At 62.0% G+C, this 20,587-nt stretch carries 20 protein-coding genes; all 20 read left to right on the top strand.

All coding sequences use genetic code 11. The features are described from left to right. The first annotated feature begins 125 nt into the window (after nt 1-125). Nucleotides 126-1,571: an efflux transporter outer membrane subunit gene (locus FNL56_RS16390; RefSeq protein ID WP_143576199.1), complete on the top strand. Its 1,446-nt coding sequence runs from the start codon at nt 126-128 to the stop codon at nt 1,569-1,571. Continuing rightward, entirely contained in the window at nt 1,561-2,925 is a 1,365-nt protein-coding gene (locus tag FNL56_RS16385) for an efflux RND transporter periplasmic adaptor subunit (RefSeq protein WP_143573988.1), read from the top strand. The genes FNL56_RS16390 and FNL56_RS16385 overlap by 11 nt, the downstream gene beginning before the upstream one ends. A 247-nt stretch (nt 2,926-3,172) precedes the next feature. Further along, nucleotides 3,173-6,301 carry an efflux RND transporter permease subunit gene (locus FNL56_RS16380; RefSeq protein ID WP_143578010.1) on the top strand — a complete coding sequence of 1,043 codons (3,129 nt, stop codon included), beginning with the start codon at nt 3,173-3,175 and terminating at the stop codon, nt 6,299-6,301. After that, the gene (locus tag FNL56_RS16375; RefSeq protein ID WP_143573986.1) at nt 6,301-9,408 is read left to right on the top strand and encodes an efflux RND transporter permease subunit; all 3,108 of its coding nucleotides are present in this window, start codon (nt 6,301-6,303) and stop codon (nt 9,406-9,408) included. The genes FNL56_RS16380 and FNL56_RS16375 overlap by 1 nt, the downstream gene beginning before the upstream one ends. Before the next feature lie 57 nt (nt 9,409-9,465). Continuing rightward, the gene (locus FNL56_RS16370) at nt 9,466-10,188 is read left to right on the top strand and encodes a tRNA-uridine aminocarboxypropyltransferase (RefSeq protein ID WP_143573985.1); all 723 of its coding nucleotides are present in this window, start codon (nt 9,466-9,468) and stop codon (nt 10,186-10,188) included. Nucleotides 10,189-10,514: 326 nt separating this feature from the next. Beyond that, nucleotides 10,515-11,762 (top strand): tyrosine-type recombinase/integrase, encoded by a 1,248-nt coding sequence (locus FNL56_RS16365; RefSeq protein WP_246661584.1) that lies wholly within the window; start codon nt 10,515-10,517, stop codon nt 11,760-11,762. Next, nucleotides 11,762-12,463 (top strand): hypothetical protein, encoded by a 702-nt coding sequence (locus FNL56_RS27760; RefSeq protein WP_210245402.1) that lies wholly within the window; start codon nt 11,762-11,764, stop codon nt 12,461-12,463. The genes FNL56_RS16365 and FNL56_RS27760 overlap by 1 nt, the downstream gene beginning before the upstream one ends. An 85-nt stretch (nt 12,464-12,548) precedes the next feature. Beyond that, nucleotides 12,549-12,743, top strand: coding sequence for a helix-turn-helix transcriptional regulator (locus FNL56_RS27755; protein ID WP_168202954.1), 195 nt, complete (start codon nt 12,549-12,551; stop codon nt 12,741-12,743). A 4-nt stretch (nt 12,744-12,747) separates the two neighbouring features. After that, on the top strand, nt 12,748-12,930 hold the full coding sequence (locus FNL56_RS16355) for a hypothetical protein (RefSeq protein WP_143582160.1): 183 nt from the start codon (nt 12,748-12,750) through the stop codon (nt 12,928-12,930). Further along, complete coding sequence (locus FNL56_RS16350) at nt 12,930-13,196, top strand: hypothetical protein (protein WP_143582159.1); 267 nt, start codon at nt 12,930-12,932, stop codon at nt 13,194-13,196. The genes FNL56_RS16355 and FNL56_RS16350 overlap by 1 nt, the downstream gene beginning before the upstream one ends. After that, nucleotides 13,193-13,702, top strand: coding sequence for a hypothetical protein (locus tag FNL56_RS16345; RefSeq protein ID WP_143582158.1), 510 nt, complete (start codon nt 13,193-13,195; stop codon nt 13,700-13,702). The genes FNL56_RS16350 and FNL56_RS16345 overlap by 4 nt, the downstream gene beginning before the upstream one ends. After that, complete coding sequence (locus FNL56_RS16340; protein ID WP_143582157.1) at nt 13,699-15,018, top strand: AAA family ATPase; 1,320 nt, start codon at nt 13,699-13,701, stop codon at nt 15,016-15,018. Before FNL56_RS16345 ends, FNL56_RS16340 begins: the two co-directional genes overlap by 4 nt. Nucleotides 15,019-15,441: 423 nt before the next feature. Then, nucleotides 15,442-15,825, top strand: coding sequence for a hypothetical protein (locus FNL56_RS16335; protein WP_143582156.1), 384 nt, complete (start codon nt 15,442-15,444; stop codon nt 15,823-15,825). After that, on the top strand, nt 15,825-16,703 hold the full coding sequence (locus FNL56_RS16330) for a hypothetical protein (RefSeq protein ID WP_143582155.1): 879 nt from the start codon (nt 15,825-15,827) through the stop codon (nt 16,701-16,703). The genes FNL56_RS16335 and FNL56_RS16330 overlap by 1 nt, the downstream gene beginning before the upstream one ends. Beyond that, nucleotides 16,696-18,147 carry a hypothetical protein gene (locus FNL56_RS16325; RefSeq protein ID WP_143582154.1) on the top strand — a complete coding sequence of 484 codons (1,452 nt, stop codon included), beginning with the start codon at nt 16,696-16,698 and terminating at the stop codon, nt 18,145-18,147. The genes FNL56_RS16330 and FNL56_RS16325 overlap by 8 nt, the downstream gene beginning before the upstream one ends. Nucleotides 18,148-18,159: 12 nt before the next feature. Beyond that, nucleotides 18,160-18,714 (top strand): hypothetical protein, encoded by a 555-nt coding sequence (locus tag FNL56_RS16320; protein WP_143582153.1) that lies wholly within the window; start codon nt 18,160-18,162, stop codon nt 18,712-18,714. Next, entirely contained in the window at nt 18,701-19,045 is a 345-nt protein-coding gene (locus FNL56_RS16315; protein WP_143582152.1) for a hypothetical protein, read from the top strand. Before FNL56_RS16320 ends, FNL56_RS16315 begins: the two co-directional genes overlap by 14 nt. Next, nucleotides 19,042-19,329 (top strand): helix-turn-helix domain-containing protein, encoded by a 288-nt coding sequence (locus tag FNL56_RS16310; RefSeq protein WP_143582151.1) that lies wholly within the window; start codon nt 19,042-19,044, stop codon nt 19,327-19,329. The genes FNL56_RS16315 and FNL56_RS16310 overlap by 4 nt, the downstream gene beginning before the upstream one ends. An 82-nt stretch (nt 19,330-19,411) precedes the next feature. Next, complete coding sequence (locus FNL56_RS27750; protein ID WP_168204670.1) at nt 19,412-19,588, top strand: hypothetical protein; 177 nt, start codon at nt 19,412-19,414, stop codon at nt 19,586-19,588. A 146-nt stretch (nt 19,589-19,734) separates the two neighbouring features. Continuing rightward, nucleotides 19,735-20,586, top strand: a complete 852-nt coding sequence (locus FNL56_RS16305; protein ID WP_143582150.1) for a tail fiber domain-containing protein — start codon at nt 19,735-19,737, stop codon at nt 20,584-20,586. The last annotated feature ends 1 nt before the right edge of the window (nt 20,587 follow it).

The raw sequence follows: 20,587 nt of genomic DNA, 5'->3' as shown, positions 1-20,587 counted from the left end.
AGAACACTGTCCGCGCACGAATCGGACCGCTACAGTGGCGGCACGATTGTTTGAATCACCCGGTGACCGTGTCGCAGCCTGCATCGTCCAAGACCCCATCTGACTACGTGCAGCGTCCGCAAGACATGCCGGTGAAGCGCCTGTCGCCGGTCTGGCGCACAGTCGTTGCGTTCGCGATCGCTGCCAGTTCGACCGGCTGCATCCTGACCTCCGACTTGCCGGACCCCGCGCTGGACGTGCCCCGGGGCTACAAATTCTCCGGATCGGCCCAGCCCGACCGCGCCACGCCATCGCTTGACTGGTGGCGGGGGTTTCGTTCGCGCGAATTGACGCAGCTGATGGAAGAAGCCCAGGCGGTCAATCTCGACATCGCCGCGGCGTCGTCGCGGATCCGGCAGGCCGACGCGCAGGCGCGGATCACGGGCGCAGCATTGCTGCCGAGCGTCAGCGGCGGCGGGCAGGAGACCTATTCGCGCAATTCCGGCTCCAGCTCGAGTGGCCTGACCAATAGCGGACGCGAGATCGTCACCTATTCGTCCTCGCTGTCGGCGAGCTACGAGCTGGATTTCTGGGGCAAGAACCGCGACGCCGCATTGTCCGCCGAGGAAACCGCCACCGCCAGCCGGTTCGACCGCGACACCGTTGCGCTGACCACGCTGGCCGCGGTCGGCAATGCCTATTTCCAGGTGCTGGCCGCGCAGGACCGCATCAAGACGGCCGAGCGCAACATCGCCAGCGCCCAGCGCATTCTGGACGCGATCCAGTCCCGGCTGAGTGCCGGTACCGGCACCGATCTCGACCTCGCGCAGCAGCAGAGCGTGCTGGCCAATCAGCGCGCCGCGGTGCCGCTGCTGCGCCAGACGCTGCAGCAGAATTCCAACGCGCTGGCGCTGCTGGTGGCGCGGCCCCCGGCCAGCATCCGCATCAATGGCGGTTCGCTGAACGCGATTTCGTCGCCGCGGGTGACCGCCGGCCTACCGTCGGACCTGCTGACGCAGCGGCCGGATATCCGCCGCCAGGAGGCCCGGCTGGCGGCTGCGACCGCCAATGTCGGTAGCGCGCGGGCGCAGTTCTTTCCCACCATCCAGTTGACCGGCTCCGGCGGCTACCAGAGCGCCGCGCTGGCCTCGCTGTTTCAGCCCAACGCGGCGTTCTTCAACCTGGTCGGCGGGCTGACCCAGCCGATTTTCGATGGCGGCCGGATCCGGGGCAATTTCAACCTGACCCAGGCGCAGCAGGACGAATTGCTGCAGACATATCGCAAGACCGTGGTGTCGGCCTTCACCGATGTGGAGAACGCACTGGTGGCGATCCGGCAGACCACGGAGCGGCTGCGGCTGCTGCGCGAGGTACTGACGGCGTCGCGGCGCGCCTTCGAACTGTCCGAACAGCAATTGCGCGCCGGCACCGCCGACATCGTCACCGTGCTAAATACCCAATTGACACTGTTTCAGGCCGAGGATGCGCTGTCGCAGGCGCAGTTGTCGCGCTTCCTGGCGATCATCAGCCTGTATCAGGCGCTGGGCGGCGGCTGGGAGCCGAATATGGAGAGACCGGTCAATGCTCTTTAAGCCGGAAGCGAACGAGGCGAACGCGTCCGGCACCGCAGCCCGTATCCGCGGCGGCGCGCGGCGCCGCACGGTCTCGATATTCGTGACGCTGCTGATCCTCGGCGGGCTTGGCTATATCGGCTGGACCGTGTGGCAGCAGAAGCAGACCGCCGCCACGGGACGCGGGCCGCGGCCGGACATGACCGTGCCGGTGCTGGCGGCGACGCCGAAGATCCAGGACGTGCCGGTCTATCTCGACGGCGTGGGCTCGGTGAAGGCGCTGAACAACGTAACGGTGCGCGCGCAGGTCGACGGCAAGCTGATCAAGGTCAATTTTGCGGAAGGCCAGGACGTCAAGGCCGGCGACGTGCTCGGCGAGATCGATCCGGTGCTCTACAAGGCGTTGTACGACCAGGCCGTCGCCAAGAAGGCGCAGGACGAGGCAACGCTGGCGAATGCGAAGCTCGACCTCGCCCGCTACCAGCAGCTTGCGGCCACCAATGCCGGCTCCAAGCAGCAGGCCGATACGCAGAAGTCCGTCGTGGCGCAGCAGGAGGCACTGGTGAACTCCGACCAGGCGGCCATCGACAACGCCGCGGCGACCCTGAGCTACACCAAGATCATCGCGCCGTTGTCCGGCCGCGCCGGCCTGCGCCAGGTCGACCAGGGCAATATCATCCGATCTTCCGACACCACCGGGCTCGTCATCATCACCCAGTTGCAGCCGATCGCCGTGCTGTTCAGCCTGCCGCAGCAGCAGATCGTGCGCGCCAATGCCGCGGTCGCCAAGGGACCGCTCACCGTCGACGTGTTCGGCAATGACGGAGTCACCGTGGTCGACACCGGCACGCTGACCGGCATCGACAACCAGGTCGATATCACCACCGGCACGGTCAAGATCAAGGCGGAATTTCCCAACGCCAGATTCCAGCTATGGCCCGGCCAGTTCGTCAACGTCCGGCTCAAGGTCGAGACGCTGCCGCAGGCGATGGTGGTGCCGACCTCCGCCGTGCAGCGCGGTCCTGCCGGCACGTTCTCCTACGTGATCGGGGAGGGCGATATCGTCAAAGCCGTGCCGGTCACGGTGACGCAGCAGAACGAGACCGACGCCGTGATCGCCAAGGGGCTTTCGCCGACCGATCGCGTGGTCACCACCGGCTTCGCCAATCTGGCCGACGGCTCGAAAGTCAGTGTCGGTACCAACAGCGCCGAGCCGACCGCCGATCTGGCGCCGCGCGCGCGCGGTAGCAAGCGCGGCGAGGGCGGCGAGCGTCGCGGTAAGCGCGGCGAGGGCACGCCGTCAGGTGACCAGAAGGGCCAGACCGGCCTCGCACCCGCGCCTCCCAGCACGCCCGCACCTGCCGGAGCCAAGTAACCATGATGGCGCGCTTGCGCTTCCTTCTTCCCCTCTCCCACCGGCGAGGCGAAGCTTCGCTGGGCGGGAGAGGGTGGATCGAAGCTCCGCGTAGCGGGGTTCGAGACGGGAGAGGGGGGCGACGCGGAACGCTGGCATCGGCGTTTGCCGCTCCACCCTCTCTCCCGTCCGCGCTGCGCGCGGCCACCCTCTTCCGCCAACGCCGCTTTGCGGCGCCGGGGGAGAGGGGAAGAAAGAGCGCGCAGCCATGAGCGTCTCCGAACCCTTCATCCGCCGGCCGGTCGCGACCTCCTTGCTGGGGATCGCGCTCCTGATCGGCGGCGCGCTGGGCTATTGGGCTCTGCCGGTGTCGGCGCTGCCGCAGGTCGATTTCCCGACGGTGCAGGTCTCGACGCAACTGCCCGGCGCCAGCCCGGACGTGATCGCCTCGCTGATCACAGCGCCGCTGGAGCGCCAGCTCGGCCAGATCCCGTCGATGACCTCGATGACCTCGACCAGTTCGTTCGGCGTCAGCTCGATCTCGCTGCAGTTCGATCTCAACCGCGACATCGACGGCGCCACGCAGGACGTGCAGGCCGCGATCAATGCCGCGGCCGGCGTGCTGCCGAAGAACCTGCCGTACCCGCCGGTCTACGCCAAGGTGAACCCGGCCGACGCGCCGGTGATGACGCTGGCGCTGACCTCCGACACCATATCGCTGCGGGCGATGAGCGACATCTCCGACACGTTGCTGGGCCAGCGGCTCAGCCAGATCTCTGGCGTAGGTCGCGTCGCGGTGCTGGGCGGGCTGAAGCCGGCGGTGCGGGTGCAGGCCGACTTGTCGCGGCTGGCCGCCTACGGCATCTCGATGGAGGATTTGCGCACGGCGATCGCGGGCGCCAACGTGTCCGGCCCGAAGGGCTCGCTCGACGGCGCGCAGCAGGCCTACACCATCGCCGCCAACGACCAGATCGCCGCCGCCGATGCCTACCGGCCGATCATCGTCGCCTACCGCAACGGCGCCCCGGTGACGATCGGCGACATCGCGCAGATCGTCGACGGGCTGGAAAACGACCGCACGGGCGGCTGGTACCAGGGCACGCCGGCGGTGATCATCGAGATCCAGCGCCAGCCCGGCGCCAACGTCATCGAGGTCGTCCGGCAGATCAACGAGGAAATCCCCAAGGTACAGCGCGCGATGCCGGCCGGCATCAAGCTGTCGGTGGTGTCCGACCGCACTGTCACCATCCGCGCCTCGGTACACGACGTGCAGTTTACGCTGGTGCTGTCGGTAATTCTGGTGACGCTGGTGGTGCTGCTGTTCCTGCGCTCGCTGCGCGCGACGCTGATCGCCGGCGTGGCGCTGCCGCTGTCGCTGATCACCTCGTTCGGCGTGATGTATTTCGCCGGCTTCAGCCTCGACAATCTCTCGCTGATGGCGCTGACCATCGGCACCGGCTTCGTGGTCGACGACGCCATCGTGATGATCGAGAACATCGTCCGTCACATGGAAGACGGCGAAAGCCCGATGCAGGCGGCACTGTCCGGCGCCAGTGAAATCGGCTTCACGGTGATCTCGCTGACGGTGTCGCTGATCGCGGTGTTCATCCCGCTATTGTTCATGTCCGGGCTGGTCGGCCGCATGTTCCGCGAATTCGCGCTGACGTTGACCATCGCGGTGGTGGTGTCGGCCGTCATATCCCTCACTCTCACGCCGATGATGTGCTCGCGGCTGCTGAAACACACCCATGACGAGTGGCAGGTGCCGGGCCTGGCGGCCATCAGCCGCTTCATCGACCGCATGGTGGCGTTCTATCACCGCACCCTGCTGTGGGTGCTGAAGCATCAGCCGGCGACATTGGTGGTGACGTTCCTGACCGTCGCCGCGACGCTCGGCCTGTATATCATCGCGCCCAAAGGCTTCCTGCCGCTGCAGGACACCGCCTCGATCATCGCGGTGACCGAAGCCGGCGCCGACGTGTCCTTCGCTGAGATGCAGAGCCGGCAGGCCGCGGTGGCGACTATCATTCAGGCCGACCCCGACGTCACCGGCGTGGTCTCGGTGATCGGCGGTGGCACCGTCAACCCGACTACCAATGTTGGCCGGCTGGTGCTCAACCTGCGGCCGCGTGGCGAGCGCCCTGACGAGATTACGAAGGTGATCGACCGGCTGAAGCAGAGCGTCGCCAGCATTCCCGGCATGACGGTCTACTTCCAGCCGGTGCAGGATATCCAGATCAGCACCCAGGCCAGCCGCTCGCAGTACCAGTACACGCTGACCGGCACCGACGCGGCGCAGGTCAGGCTATGGTCGGAAAAACTGGTCGCCGAACTGCGCCGCGATCCGATGTTCCGCGACGTGTCGTCGGAGAACCAGGCCGGCGGCCTGCGCGCCGCGCTTGACATCAACCGGCAACGCGCCGGACAGCTCGGCGTCAGCCTGCAGGGCATCAACGACACGCTGAACGACGCCTTCGCGCAGCGCCAGATTTCGACGATCTACGGCCAGGCCAACCAGTACCGCGTCGTGCTGGAGGCGCTGCCGAGCCAGCAGCGCGATCCCGACGTGCTGTCGAAACTCTATCTGCCGGGTACCGCTGGCGCGCAGGTGCCGCTGTCGGCGGTGGCCACGTTGACGCGCACCACGGCGCCGCTGTCGATCTCGCATCAGGCGCAGTTTCCGGCGATCTCGCTGAGCTTCAACCTCGCTCCCCGCGAGGCGCTCGGCGATGCCGTCGAGGAGGTCAAGAAGATCGAGCAGCGCATCGGCATGCCTGGCAGCATCAACGGCTTTTTCGCCGGCGACGCCGCGGAATTCTCCAAGTCGCTGTCCGGCCAGCCCTGGCTGATCCTCGCCGCCTTAGTGACGATCTACATCGTGCTTGGCGTGCTCTATGAGAGCTACATCCATCCGATCACCATTCTGTCGACGCTGCCCTCGGCCGGCGTCGGCGCGATCCTGGCCTTGATGGCGACTGGGCAGGACCTCTCGGTCATCGGGCTGATCGGCATCATCCTCTTGATGGGCATCGTCAAGAAGAACGCGATCATGATGATCGACTTCGCGCTCGACGCGGAGCGGCATCACGGCCGGACGCCGGAGGAGGCCATCGTCGAGGCTTGCCTGCTGCGCTTCCGCCCGATCATGATGACCACGCTGGCGGCGTTGTTCGGCGCGCTGCCGCTGGCAGTTGAAAGCGGCACCGGCGCGGAATTGCGGTTCCCGCTCGGCGTCTCGATCATCGGCGGCCTGGTCCTGAGCCAGATCCTGACGCTGTACACCACACCGGTGATCTATCTGGCACTCGACCGCATCAACCGCCGCTTCGAGAAGGCGCCGGATGTGATCGTGCCGCCGACGTCGCCGGTCGCGGGAGCGGCGAGGGGGGCGCCGTAATGGCCGTCTCGATCTCCGAGCCCTTCATCCGCCGGCCGGTCGGCACCACGCTGCTCGGCATCGGGCTGTTTCTGATCGGCGCGGTCGCCTACCATCTGCTGCCGGTCGCGGCCGTGCCCAACGTCGATTTCCCGATGATCCGGGTGTCGGCAACGCGGCCGGGGGCGGCGCCGGCCATCATGGCCGCGACGGTCGCGGCCCCCCTGGAGCGCCGGCTCGGCGTGATCGCAGGCCTCGACCAGATCACCTCGACCTCTTCGCTGGGCTCGACCTCGATCCAGCTTCAATTCGCCATCGGCCGCAGCGTCGACCGCGCCGCGCGCGACGTGCAGGCCGCGATCAACGCCTCATTGGCCGACCTGCCGACCGACCTGCCGGCGCTGCCGAATTTTCGCAAGGCCAACCCGTCGGCCGCCCCGGTGTTCATTCTGGCGCTGACCTCGAAGACGATGTCGGCCAGCGCGATCTACGACGTCGCCGATACGGTGATCGTGCAGCGCCTTTCGCAGGTGCCGGGCGTCGGCGAGGTCACCTCCAGCGGCGCCGACCAGCCGGCGGTGCGGATCCAGCTCAACCCGATCGCGCTGTCGAATGCCGGCATCTCCACCGACGATGTCCGCACCGCGATAGTCAACGCCAATCCGCTCGGGCCTGTCGGCATCTTCAATGGCGGGCGGCAGAGCGAAACGCTGTCGATGAACCCGCAGATGCGGACCGCGGAAGAGTTTCGCGACATCATCGTCAAGAGTGCCAGCGGCAACTTTTTGCGGCTGTCGGATATTGCCGACGTGCAGGACGCCACCCGCAACAGCCGCTCGATCGCCTGGTTCAACAAGCAGCCGGCGGTATTGATCCAGATCACCAAACAGGGCGACGCCAACGTCATCGACACCGTCGATAGGGTCAAGGCGCTGATCCCCGATCTCAAGCAATGGATTCCTGCCGGCATCGAGATCTCGGTGCTGACCGACCGCACCGGCACGATCCGGGCCTCGGTCGAGGACATGGAGTGGACGCTGGTGGCAACCGCCGCGCTGGTAATGGCGGTGGTGTTTCTGTTCCTGCGGCGCGGCATTCCCACCATCGCGGCCGGCGTGTCTGTGCCTCTGGCGCTGGCCGGCACCTGCGCCGGGATGTGGCTGGCCGGGTTCTCGATCAACAACCTGTCCTTGATGGCGCTGGCGATCTCGGTCGGCTTCGTGGTCGATGACGCCATCGTCATGATCGAGAACATGTACCGCAACCTGGAGGAGGGCATGGCGCCGCTGCATGCCGCGCTCGAGGGTGCGCGCCAGATCGGCTTCACGGTGCTGTCGATCTCGCTGTCGCTGATCGCGGCGTTCACGCCGCTGATCTTCATGGACGGTTTGGTCGGCCGTCTGCTGCGCGAATTCTCGCTGACGCTGACGTTTTCGATCATCGTCTCCACCGTGGTGTCGCTGACCGTGACGCCGATGATCTGCGCGCGGTACATCAAAACCGGGATTTCCAGCACAGAGACAAGGTTCGACCGCATCGTCGAGGGCACGCTGTCGCGCGTCGTGGCGTTCTACGAACGCTCGCTGCGCGTCGTTCTCGGCTTTCCGCTGCTGACGCTCTTGGTGTTCTTCGCCACCATCGCGCTCACGGTCGTGCTGTACATCAAGACGCCGAAAGGACTGTTCCCCAGCGACGACTCGGGCTTCGTGATCGGATCGACCCGCGCCTCGGCGGACACCTCTTTTCAGGCCATGCTGGGCCTGCAGCAACGCCTCGCTGACATCGTGCTGGCCGATCCCGCCGTCGCCGGCGTCGGCTCGTCGCTGGGCGGCTCCGGCGGTCCGGGCGGTGGCGGGGCCAGCCGCGGCATCATGTTCATCAGCCTGAAACCGCCGGAGGAGCGCAATGGCGCCTCGACCGACGATGTCATCAACCGGCTGCGCCGCGAACTCGGCGTGGTGCCGGGGATCCGGCTGTTCATGTTTGCTGCGCAGGATTTGCGTGCCGGCGGCCGGCAGAGCGATTCCAACTACCAGTACACCCTGACCTCGACCGATCTCGATCTGCTGCAGAAATGGGCGCCGCTGGTCGGCAAGCGGCTGGAGACCGTCGAGGGCATCACCGACGTCTCCAGCGACCGCGATCCCGGCGGCCTGCAATTGACGCTGGCGATCGACCGCAAGACCGCGTCAAGCCTCGGCGTGAAGGTGCAGGACATCGACAACGCGCTCAACAATGCGTTCTCGCAGCGCCAGATCTCGACGATCTACACCCAGCGCAACCAGTATAAAGTGATCATGGAGATCGACGGCAAGTTCCAGAACGATCCCTCCGACCTCGACCGTATCTTTGTGGCCGGCGCGGGTGGCGCGCAGGTGCCGCTGTCGGCCGTGGTGCGCGCCGAACGGACGCTGGCGGCGCTGTCGGTGGCGCATTCCGGCGGATTTCCCTCGACCACCGTGTCGTTCAACACGTTGCCCGGCGTGCAGCTCGACGCCGTGACCGGCGCCATCCAGCGCGCGGTCGATGAATTGCACATGCCGGAAGGCATCCGCGGCGGCTTCGACGGCAGCGCCGGCGACTTCAGCAAGACCTCCGGCCGGCAGCCGCTGCTGATCCTGGGCGCGCTGATCGCGATGTATATCGTGCTCGGCGTGCTCTATGAGAGCCTGGTGCACCCCTTGACCATCATCTCGACGCTGCCTTCGGCGGGCCTCGGCGCGCTGCTGGCGCTGCAGATCACCAATACGCCGCTCACCGTGATCGCCTTCATCGGCATCATCCTCTTGATCGGCATCGTCAAGAAGAACGGCATCATGATGGTGGATTTCGCCATCGACGCGGAGCGCCATCGCGGGCTGTCGCCGGCCGAAGCGATCTTCGAGGCCTGCAGCGTGCGGTTCCGGCCGATCCTGATGACCACGCTGGCGGCGGCCTTCGCCGCCATACCGCTGGTGGTGGCGACCGGGCCGGGTACCGAATTGCGCCGGCCGCTCGGCATTACCATCATCGGCGGGCTGCTGATCTCGCAGATCCTGACGCTGTACAGCACGCCGGTGATCTACCTCCTGATGGACCGGCTGCGCCGCCGGCCGCGACCGCTGGCGCTGCCCGCGCCGGCCGAATAGGCATCTCCGGGCCGTCACGGTGGTTGAAGCGGGGGGCCGCGCGGCGTATAGCGGGCCATGTCCAAGATTTCAGAACTGAAAGCCGGTGAGCTAGATGCGATCCCGGAATGCCCGCGTTGCATGAAGCCGGTGCCTCTGTGCATCTGCGACAGCATTCCGACCATCGAGAGCCGCATCGGCCTGCTCATCCTGCAGCACCCGCAGGAACAGGACCGTGCGCTCGGCACCGCCCGCGTGACCGCCGCGCATTTCAAGAACGCCGTGGTGAAGGTCGGGCTGTCGTGGCCGAGCCTGGCCAAGGCGCTGGGCCGGCCGATCGCCGACCCGTCGCGCTGGGCCGTGCTCTATCTCGGCTCCGCAAAAGTCTCCGATTTCGAGACCGACCGCGATCTTCTGGCCATCGACCGCAAGGGCGAAGCCGAGGAGAACCAGCGCGCGCTGCTCAAGGAGATCCAGGGCATTGTGCTGCTCGACGGGACCTGGAGTCAGGCCAAGGCGCTGTGGTGGCGCAACGCCTGGATGCTGAAGTGCCAGCGGGTGATTCTCGGGCCCGCCAAGCCGTCGCTGTACGGCAAGCTGCGCAAGGAACCGCGCAAGGACGGCCTCTCGACGATCGAGGCCGCCGGCATGTTGCTGTCGAATCTGGAAAAGCGCCCGGAGATCGCGGAGACGCTGAATGCCAGCTTCGTCCGCATGCTCGCGAAATACCAGGAAGCCCAGAGCGTGATGCCGGAACTGAAGCCGAAGAAGCGCGACTGGCGCCGCAAAAAGAGCGCCTGAACCCGGCCTGCGCTGCAACGGCGGAGCCAGCCACCCTTCTCGGAAACGCATTTTGATCGTGTCGGCCCGATCCGGGGCGGCACGGCAATGCCTACGCCACGCCCAATCGCCGCTGCAATCCTCGCAACGTGCTTCAGCTTTTCACAATATGTGTTTGAAAGGATGGAGGCCACGTCGTCCTTCAACTACAGGACCAGCCTGGTCTAGCGCCGTCTGATTCGTTTCAAAACCTCGTAAATTACAGGCCATATCTAGTCTAGACAGGTCTAGGCTGGTCCACTACGTTCCAAGTCTGATTTGTACGTATATTTGACTCGGAGCCTCCGGTGGGTCGCGCTGCTAATAAGCTTTCGGTGAAGTTCTGCGAGAAGATGCTGCCCCCCGGCCTATATGGTGACGGCGGCGGATTGTATCTGCAGGTTTCGAGTTCGAGCACCAAGGCATGGGTGTTCCGCTTCATGATACGCGGTCACGCGAGGAAAATGGGGCTTGGCGATTTTGAACGGGTGAAGCTCGCTGACGCCCGCAAGAAGGCCCAGGCTGCGTACAGTTTAGTCGTGGACGGGATCGACCCTATCGCTGCCCGCGATGCGGTGCGGGCCTCGCAGGCCGTGGACACCAAGGCCCTCACCTTTAAGGAATGCGCCACGCAGTGCATTGCCGACCGGGAGGAAGGTTGGAAGAGCCCCCGGCATGCTGAGCAATGGACATCAAGTCTAGAGCGGTATGCCTATCCGACCATCGGGCATCTGCCAGTTAGCGATGTCAGTCTGGCGCTGGTGCTCAAAGTTCTCAAGCAACAAGTAAATAAAAAAGGCAACAAAACCGAGCTAGGGCAGTTTTGGTCGGAAAAAACAGAAACCGCGAGCCGGGTCCGAAACAGAATTGAGAACGTGCTGGATTGGGCAAAGGTGCATGGACACCGGTCGGGGGATAATCCGGCGCGGTGGACGGGCTTCATTGATCAGGTGCTGCCGGCACGCGAGCAGGTATCGCCTGTAACCCATTATCCGGCCATGCCCTACGCCGACTTGCCGAATTTTATGAAAAAGCTGCGAGCCAACGATTGTGTGAGTGCACGGGCGCTCGAACTGACCATCCTGACCGCGATGCGGACCGACGCGACTATTGGCGCCACGCTGCCAGAGATGGATCTGGAGAAAGCGACATGGACGATTTCAGGCAAGCGGCTCAAGGGCCGAAAGGGGAAGGAGCGGCGGGATCTGGTAATTCCACTGACGGCGCGAGCCGTGGCATTCCTCAAGGAGGTGTCCAGCGAGGGCGGATTTGTCTTCCCGGGCGGGAAGCCGGGCAAAGGCCTGTCGAGCGCCGCGATGGATCAACTCCTGAAGGGCATGGGATATCCCGGCACGGTCGCCACGGTTCACGGCTTTCGGTCCACCTTCAAAGACTGGGCAACTGAGCAAACGGACTACCCAACCGATCTGGTCGAGTATGCCTACGCTCACACCGTCCCCGACAAGACAGAGGCTGCCTATCGCCGAGGCGACATGATCGAAAAGCGGCGCCGGCTGATGGAAGACTGGGCTGCGTACTGCGATGGGCGGGTATGATGATCATCCGCAGTTATGACGGCATCACGCCAAAAACCCTCCACGAACAATTGCGGGACTTTGCGTCTTATGCGGAGCTTCCGTGGCGTCGACAGGCGCGGCTATGCTTTCTGCTAATCGACTTGCGCGTCATGTATGACTGCCGCGAGCAAGAAGCGAATGCGGTAAAGAATACAGCCGTTGCCGCTAAGATAGGGGAAATGCTTCAGAGCATTAAGCGCATCGCAGATTTCAGTAAGTCGATCGACAACGGCGACGCTCACGCGTCCGCAGCAATGCTGGCTGTCGCGCAGATGGGAGAGATCTGGGCAAAGCACTATTCCGAAACGCTACCGGTCAATTTCAAACCTTCGCGCATCGCAGGTGCGGACCATCTAATAGACTACGGATCGGCAGAGGTGATCAGCAGCTTTTTTGGAATCGCAGCAACAGTTCATCGGATCGCGTCCGATGCACAAAAGGTGATTGCCGCTGAAATTGATGAGAGGCCAGATCAATCCGGAATTGTGTGGGCGGCCGGATCAAGGCTGCCGAGCCTGTACGAAAAGTTTATGGGCAGATTTTCAATCCGAACCGAGACGACTACGGACGGCATTTCCTTTGTTCGCAAGGCGCTGCAGGCAACCGCCATCCGCGATGACATCAGCGTCGAAACTGTCCGTTCCCATTACAAGACCGCTCGCCGGGTTAAAGCTCCGTAAAATTTCTGAAAGCCTAACCCGTGAGCCGCCCGCCCAAAAACATCATGTTCGACCCATAGGCCATCCCGGCCTAATGGAGTTTGATATGGTTCGGAAGGCACTTCGGCTTCCTGCTGTTCTCGATGCGTTAGCCTGCAGCAAGGCCACCTGGTACGCGGGCATCAAGAAAGGCGTCTACCCAAAAGGCAAGAAGCTTAATCCAGACGGCAACATTGTTGTCTGGTTCGATGATGAGATTGCTGCCATTCAGGCCGCAGCCCTCCAGACGGAGGCCGCTTGATCTCATGACCAAAGAAAAAGCCCGCCAGTGGGGCGAGCTTCTTCCGAATGCTGATGTCTGCCAGGACAATTTGGAGTATGTCACAGCCACCAGAGAATATCAAGTATCCAGAATTACCCGCCGCTGCGCGATCAGCGCTGCGATGGCTGCCATCATTGCCCCTCTCGTCTTTGGGGAGGTGCGCTAATGACTAACGTTGCAGCGATCAGGATTGAACCTGACTTCAACGCCGCAAAACAGGATGCCCAGCGCAATATCGCCAACGCCCGCATTTGGGCATTCGAGGATGAGTGCAAACGGCTTGGCGCAATGCTCGCTTACGAGCGAACACGACAGACGGAAATCTGTGACTTCCTCTACACCGTCGCAGAAGCGAACGGGCTGGTTATCGCACACGGTGACGGGCTGATTCACAAGATGATTGTGGCTGGCCTGGAAGGCGGTGACGAATGAGCATCACCATTGAAGCCGAAGGCATGACCGTTCTGTTGCCGGAAATGCCGCTTGTCACGATTGAACCGGACAAGGCTAGAGCCGCGATCAAACGAGACCGGGCTATCCGCCGATCGCATCTGTTCCCACTATTTGACGCAGTTGCGAACTTTGCATGCTCGTTTCTGATCGCGCCGCAGGGATGCGAAACTTTCGAGCTGCCGCGCTCTCCTTGGATCCTCTACCTAGGCGATGACCTGCATTTTGTTTGGGGACCAAGAGCCTTTCCGGCGGACTCGCTGGACAAGGCGATAAACGAAGCCAGTTACGCCGTCATAGTCTCGAGCGGACCTGAACCGTACCCCTATCGAATGGTCGCCACTATGGCCGCCAAACATCGCAAGAATGTCTTGCTGATCGAAACTCGACCCAACCAGAGCAACGCATGGAAAGAGCGGATCAAGGCTATTCGAGGCAGCAACGAACTGCCCGTCACTCATTGCATGACCCCGCCGGAGGCCGCATGAAAGTGGAACGGGTGGGAGTTTATGACGCGCTTAACGCAGCCGCCAATGGGTTTGCCGTATTGCCGGCAGACGCCCGCACAGGCGAGCCGCTTTTGGATATCTCAAAGGCCAGCAGCGACCCGGAAGTAATTCGGGCATGGTGGGATCAATACCCCGGCGCAGAGCCGGCTTGCATCCCGCCGAAGGCCAAAGAGTTGAAGGCAACGCCATACGTCTGGCGTGACCCTGCAGACATGCCCCGCAGAGAGTTTCTTTATGGAACCCATCTGATCCGCAAGTTTGCCTCTGCCAAGTTTGCGGCGGGGGGTGTCGGCAAGTCTGCTTTGGCACTGGCTGAAGCAATCGCACTTGCCACCGGCCGCGCATTGCTGGGTGTGGCGCCGGCAAAGCGGTGCAAGGTCTGGTACTGGAACGGCGAAGATCCCCAGGAAGAGACCGACCGTCGCGTCGCCGCTATCTGTCTGCATTTCGGCATTGACGGTACCATGCTCGAAGGATGGCTCTGGACCGATAGCGGCAGAGATCAGGAAATCATTATTGCTACCCAAAACCCGAAAAGCGGGACTTCTATCGCTATCCCCATGGTAAAATCGTTGGTCGATACCATCCTCGACAATGAAATCGACGTGGTGATTATCGACCCCTTCGTTTCATCGCACCGCGTGACCGAAAACGACAATGGCGCCATGGATATGGTGGCTAAGAAGTGGACAGCGATTGCAGGTGAAACGAACACCGCAATTGAGTTGATCCACCACACCAAAAAGACCGGTGGTGCCGACGCCACGGTTGAAGACGGACGAGGGGCAGTAGCCGTTCTCAACGCCGTTCGATCAGCTCAGGTGCTCAACAAGATGAGTGAGGCCGACGCGGCAAAGAGCGGAGTTGCTAATCACCGATCCTATTTCAGTGTCGATAACGGCAAGATCAATCTAGGCCCGCCCCCCGAGGGGAAGGACTGGTATCAGATAGTGCCTGTATCGCTCGGAAACGGCCCCAGCGTTGCGCCAGCCGGTGACAGTGTGGGTGTGGTCACGCGGTGGAAGTGGCCCGACCCCTTGGACGGCATTAGCGGCTCAGACTTCGAGGCTGCCGCAGTAGAGATCGGCAGGGGGCGCTGGCGAGAAAGCAACCAGGCAACCGATTGGGTTGGGCGCCCCATCGCTAAGGCATTGCGCCTAGACCTCGACAGCAAACCGGATAGGGCAAAGGTCAACGGCCTTGTTAAAATCTGGATAGGTCAGGGCAGTCTTGTTGTGGTTGAGGATCAAGACGAGAAGCGAATGACGCGTAAGTATGTGCAGGTGGCGGCATGATTTGCCTCACCTCACTCTTCAATGTTTTCTCGCCACGCCCCACCCCCACACCCCTAAGAGGGGTGGTGGTGTGGCAACTGGCTGCCTCAGTCTGCCGAACTTTGCCTCACCTCAGGTGTGGCAGGTGTGGCAGGCAGGGGGGCTGTCGCATGACTATGGCGAGAGAGGATGTTTGAGGTACGTGCGGAGCCGGGTTCCAACGCAGTTTTTTTCTGGCGAGAGGCTTTGACTGCATTCAGTTCCACCTCGCATTAATCGCTTGCGGCGGATCATCCGTCCTCAATTGACGAAATAAACTCAAATAAAATCAATCGCATCGTCTTATGCAGTCTTACTGCGTACATCTCTACGCACAAACAAACTTGGAATAACGCTCCTTTTTCGCTATACTGGCCGCAGTCTATTTGATGCGGAGCGCGATGAATGCCGGCAGATGCCGCCGAGATAGAAGCCAAGCCTGACGGCGGTAAAGGCAAGGTGCGGCTGCTGTGCATCGATGATCTAGACGGCCGAACCCGCGCCGCTCAGTTGGTCAGCAGGACCATCGACGCCATCACCTCCGACCTCGGCGGCGCCGACCACCTCAGCACTGGCGAGCAGCTACTGATCCGCAAGGTAGCCATCACTGCCGCCATGTCGGAAGACCTGGCCGCGCGCTGGCTGATGGGCCAGCAGATCGACCCGGCGCTGTTTGCCACGCTTGGCAATGCCGAGCGCCGCTTGCTGGAGACGTTAGGCCTCAAGCGGGTTGCCCGCGACCTCACCCCCTCAATTGACCACTACGTGAACCGAAAGGTTGGCACCTGATGTCAGATACTCTCACAATCGACCAGGCCGCATCCTCCATGGAGGACGACTACACGACGCACGATCTGGTCCCGGCAGAGCAGAGCGAGCATGCGCCTACTTATGACCCCGGCACGTTGGAAAGCGGAGAGATTACTGCCGGCGGCCTGTCACTGGAGCAGGCTGTCGACGAGTTTGACGAGGATGGTGCCCCTGTCACGGTGTCAAGGGGACAACCTGTCGTCGTCACCGTTGGCGGCCAGCCGCTCACCATGGCTGATCTGGTCAACGGGTATGTCCAGGGCGTTGCCCGGCAGGATGCAGTCACCGGCCTTTACGAAGACTATGGCAAGGTGGTCGACGCCGCTCAGAACGTGGTCCAAGGCGCTCTGGCGCTCGCTGGCTACATCAATTCCAAGCTGCCCGGCCTGCCCAGCGCTGAGCTGAGCGTGGCTGATCCGGTTGCGTACACCCGGCTTAAGGCCGTTCACGACGAGACGCACGGTATCGTCCAGCAGATCCTGCAGATGGCCAGCCAGGTAGGGCAGAGCACCGCCACAGTGGCGAGCCAGCACCATGCCGGCCGAATGGCACGCGAAGGCAGAGCCCTGCTCAAAGCCTTCCCTGAGTGTGTCGACGAAGCCGAGCGCGAGAAGTTCTTGGGAAGGGTGCGAGAGGCAGTCTATGCCTGCGACTTCAGCGATAGCGAGTTACGCGACGTTGTCGACCATCGTCTGTTCCGGCTGGCACACCTTGCATCGATCGGACTGGAAAAGACGGATCGTCCAGCCCCGCGTCCACGACAGCAGCCCCGGCCAGCAAAACGGACCACCAGCAACCTAGATCGTCTCAGCAGAAGCGGAACGCTTGCTGACGCCATGGCGGTGGACTTTGACTGATACCGCCATCTCATTCGCCGATGCCTGCCTAGACCCCAACTTGTTTGGCGACGTGTTCACTGGCCCAACGTGGGCTAATTGGCGCGTTATTGACAAGGCAATCTTTGGGTTGCCGCTGGATGAGAATGAACTGCGGGTGTTCCACGGCCTGACGGGGCGCACAGAGGCCCCGGAAGCGCAGGCGGAGGAAGTGTGGCTTGTCATCGGGCGCCGTGGCGGCAAAAATGTGAAAAGCGCCGCGTTGTGTACCTATCTTTCAACCATTGGCGTGGAGGCATACGGTTGGCGGAAAAAGCTAGTTGAAGGCGAAACCGGCGTTGTCCAGTTGCTCGCGGTAGACCGCGATCAGGCCGGGATTGCATTTGGTTACATTCGCGGTTTCTTTCGGAAGCCAATCTTTCGTAAGATGGTTACGCGCATTACGTCCGATAGTATCGAGCTAAATAACGGCTTTGCGGTGGAAGTGACGACCGCCGACCAGCGCCGGGTGCGAGGCCGCACCGTGGTCGCTGCGGTTTACGACGAAGTCGCTTTCTGGCGATCGGAAAACAGTACCTCTCCAGATATCGACGTGCACCGCGCGGTAAAGCCGGCAATGGCAACCATGCCTGGTGCTATGGTTATTGCGATTTCCAGCCCCTATGCGCGCCGTGGGCTTTTGTGGAAGCGGTATCAAAAATACTACGGAAAGCCAGGCAAGGTTCTAGTTGTCCAAGCGCCAACATGGATCATGAATCCCGCCATAACGCGCGATGGCAATCTAGTCAGCGAGGCATACGCCGACGACCCAGAATCGGCCAGCGCCGAATTTGGGGCAGAGTTCCGTTCCGACCTTGAATCCTTAATCAACATTGAAGCTGTGCAGGCTTGCGTTGTGGATGGCGTTTTCGAGCGACCGCCGGAACGGTTGCACAGCTATGTAGCCTTTACAGATCCAAGCGGCGGAAGCGCCGACTCCATGACCCTGGCGATTGCCCATAAGGAAGGCGATACGGCCATTCTCGACTTGATACGCGAGATTAAGCCACCTTTTTCGCCAGAGGCTGCAGTTGCCGAATTTGCCGAGGTCATGAAGCGATACCGGATCAGTACCGTCTATGGCGACCGCTACGGCGCAGAATGGGTGGCCGAGGCGTTCCGAAAGCAGAGTATCAACTACCAGCATTCCGAGCGGGTTAAATCTGCGATCTATCTCGACATGCTACCGCTACTTAATTCGCGCGGCGTCGATTTGCTGGACGATGACCGCCTTACCCGACAGTTGACCAGCCTCGAGCGGCGCGTCGGGCGCGGTACCGGCCGCGATATCGTGGACCATCCCAAAGGAATGCACGATGACGTAGCGAACGCCGTTGCCGGCGCGGTTACGCTCGCGGCTCTTAGCAGCCCATCCAACCCGGCCACAGCACGCGCTTGGAAGTTCAAGCCACGTATGGTCGCATAGAAAGGAAGCCTTATGACCAATATCCACGATGTTACAGTGCTGCATCTTACTACCGGCAACATCAAAACGATGGACTATGACCGAGCGCACAAGCTTATCGCCTTTGGCGAGTGGATCGAAACCGTTCCCGAAGATGCCGAGCGGGCTAAGGAATGGCGCGCGGCGCTTCGCGAACGGGTTACGGCAGAGGCCAAGCTGCAAAACATCGATATGAAGCCCTTCGATGCTTACGCGGCATGGTGCGAGGCCGCCGGATTGCCAGTCTTGCCGGCCTCCGAGGGACAGATTGTCTTGTACCTCCTGCAGCTTCATCGCGACGGGATGCCGCAACATGAAGTGCGCTATTTGCAGCGGTATATCACCGTGGTTCACGACTTCGCGAAGCATCCGCCGCGCCATATGCTCAAGACCGTATGGAATGCGTTCATGCGCGCGCTGGTCTACGCTAAAGCCGCCTTGCGAGATGATGTCCAATTGCTCGACATGCCCCAAGCCGTGCCGGGCAAGGCTATCGACATGTTTCCTGACGGCAAGGTGCCGCTTCGGTGGAACGATGTCGCGGCGTGACAAAATTTCCGCGCTGCTGGAGAGCAGCACTTTCCCGGGAGAGCGGGAAGCAGCTCGGCGCGCGCTCCAGCGCCAACACGACACTGCTGATGTTTCCGTTTTCCCGCAATTCTGCCCGCAACCTGTCGGCGGCCCCGAATGGCAACATGAAATACAGAAGTGGACCGCGATGCTGCAATTTTGCACTTCGCACCTTGGGACGCCGGGGCTGTCAAATGCGGAGATCGTCTTGATACGCAACTGGACCAAAAGCCGGGGTGATCCATGGCAGGCGGGCGCCCGCGATCTCATGAAGGTTTACGAAAAACTTAAAAAGCAGGTGGTACAATGATTGAAAATCACTGCCTGGTGCCTTTCGAGCGCTCGGAAGCAATGACGCTCAAGCAGGCCGCCGAGATTGCCGGTCGAACCGTCAACACGATCCGCAACTGGTGCGAAGCGCGCGCCATCGGTCGAATGATCGCCGGCCGGTGGTATGTCAGCCGCGCTGCCTTGGCGATGTTCCTTGATGGAGACCACGCGGCGCTCGCTGCGTACTTCGAGGGAGACCGCACGTCTTCGGTAGTCGCAAAGTACCTAAATAGGTACGCTGTTTGCTCTCAGAACGCACAATAATATCATTACTAGCAAGACGTACTAACCGAACTCTGTAAGCCAGATGTAACTACAGTATAAGGTTTACAAGGAGGTGATCACCATGAGAGCAGATCGTCTAAAATACGAAGACTTGCTGCAGGTTCGCACGCCTGCATCGTTATCGACGGCAATCCGCATCGCGGCAACGCGCAAACTCACCACTTCATCTGAATACGTTCGCCAGTCCGTAATCGACCGGCTGAAAGCTGATGGCGTCGAGCTGTCGGCGGCGGTTTAATCATGCCAGGAGGAATTATGGGCGGCAAGAGTTCACAGACTACCGATAGCAGTTCGAGCCAGAACGGCTTGACCAGTATGCTTTCCAATCGGTCTGACAATCAGATCGGTAGCACGTCAGCCACGAAGAACCCGTGGGAAAACGCGATGCCGACGATCAACGGCATCTTGGGGCAGCTTAACCCGCTTATTTCTAATAGCGGCATCAACTCCACCCAACAGTCCGGTATCGATCAGCTCAAAGCCAACGCTTCCAACGGCAACCCGTTTGCCAGCCAGATCGGCGGTGTCGCGAACAATCTTTTGAGCGGCGGCGGTGCAACCGGGCAGGCCGGCAACATCGCCGGTACCCTGGATGATCTAAAAGCGCGCCTTGGCTCCTATGCCAACGGCCTTCAAATCGGCAATAATCCAGGCCTCAAGGCGCAGTTGGATCAGGCCGGAAGCGACACTGCAAACAATATCAACGGCAGCTTTGCCGCCGCCGGTCGCGACTTCTCCGGATATAATCAGAATGCTGTGGCGCGCGGCGTCACTGCTGCACAGGCGCCTATCATCGCAAACCAGTATAACCAGGACGTTGCAAACCAGATCAGCGCGGCGGGCACTCTCTACGGAGCCGGCAACACAACGGCAGGTATGCAGTCGGGTCTGGCGCAGCAGGGCCTGGCAAATCAGCAGGCCGGCATCTCGGCGGCCGGTGCCGCAAACGACGCCAACAACTACGGCGCCAATTCGCTGATTAGTGCCGGCACGCTTCAGCAGCAGCTTCCGGCTCAAGCGCTCAGCCTGCTTGCGCAGATCGGGCTTCCCATTGCAGGGCTTGGCGGGACGGCTACCGGATCTACCAGTCAGAACGGGAACTCGACCGCAACGGCAAATGGCACTTCGAAAATCAACGCAACCGGTACCAGCACGACGACTAAGCAGCCGAGCCTGATGGAAACGATGCAGGGCTGGGGCGATGTCTTCAATTCGTTTTTTCCGAAAGGGAAGTAGG

The organism is Tardiphaga sp. vice304 (genome assembly GCF_007018905.1).
Lineage (GTDB): Bacteria > Pseudomonadota > Alphaproteobacteria > Rhizobiales > Xanthobacteraceae > Tardiphaga.
Note: the sequence above shows the minus strand (reverse complement) of the source record. Positions and strands in the feature narration are given on the sequence as shown.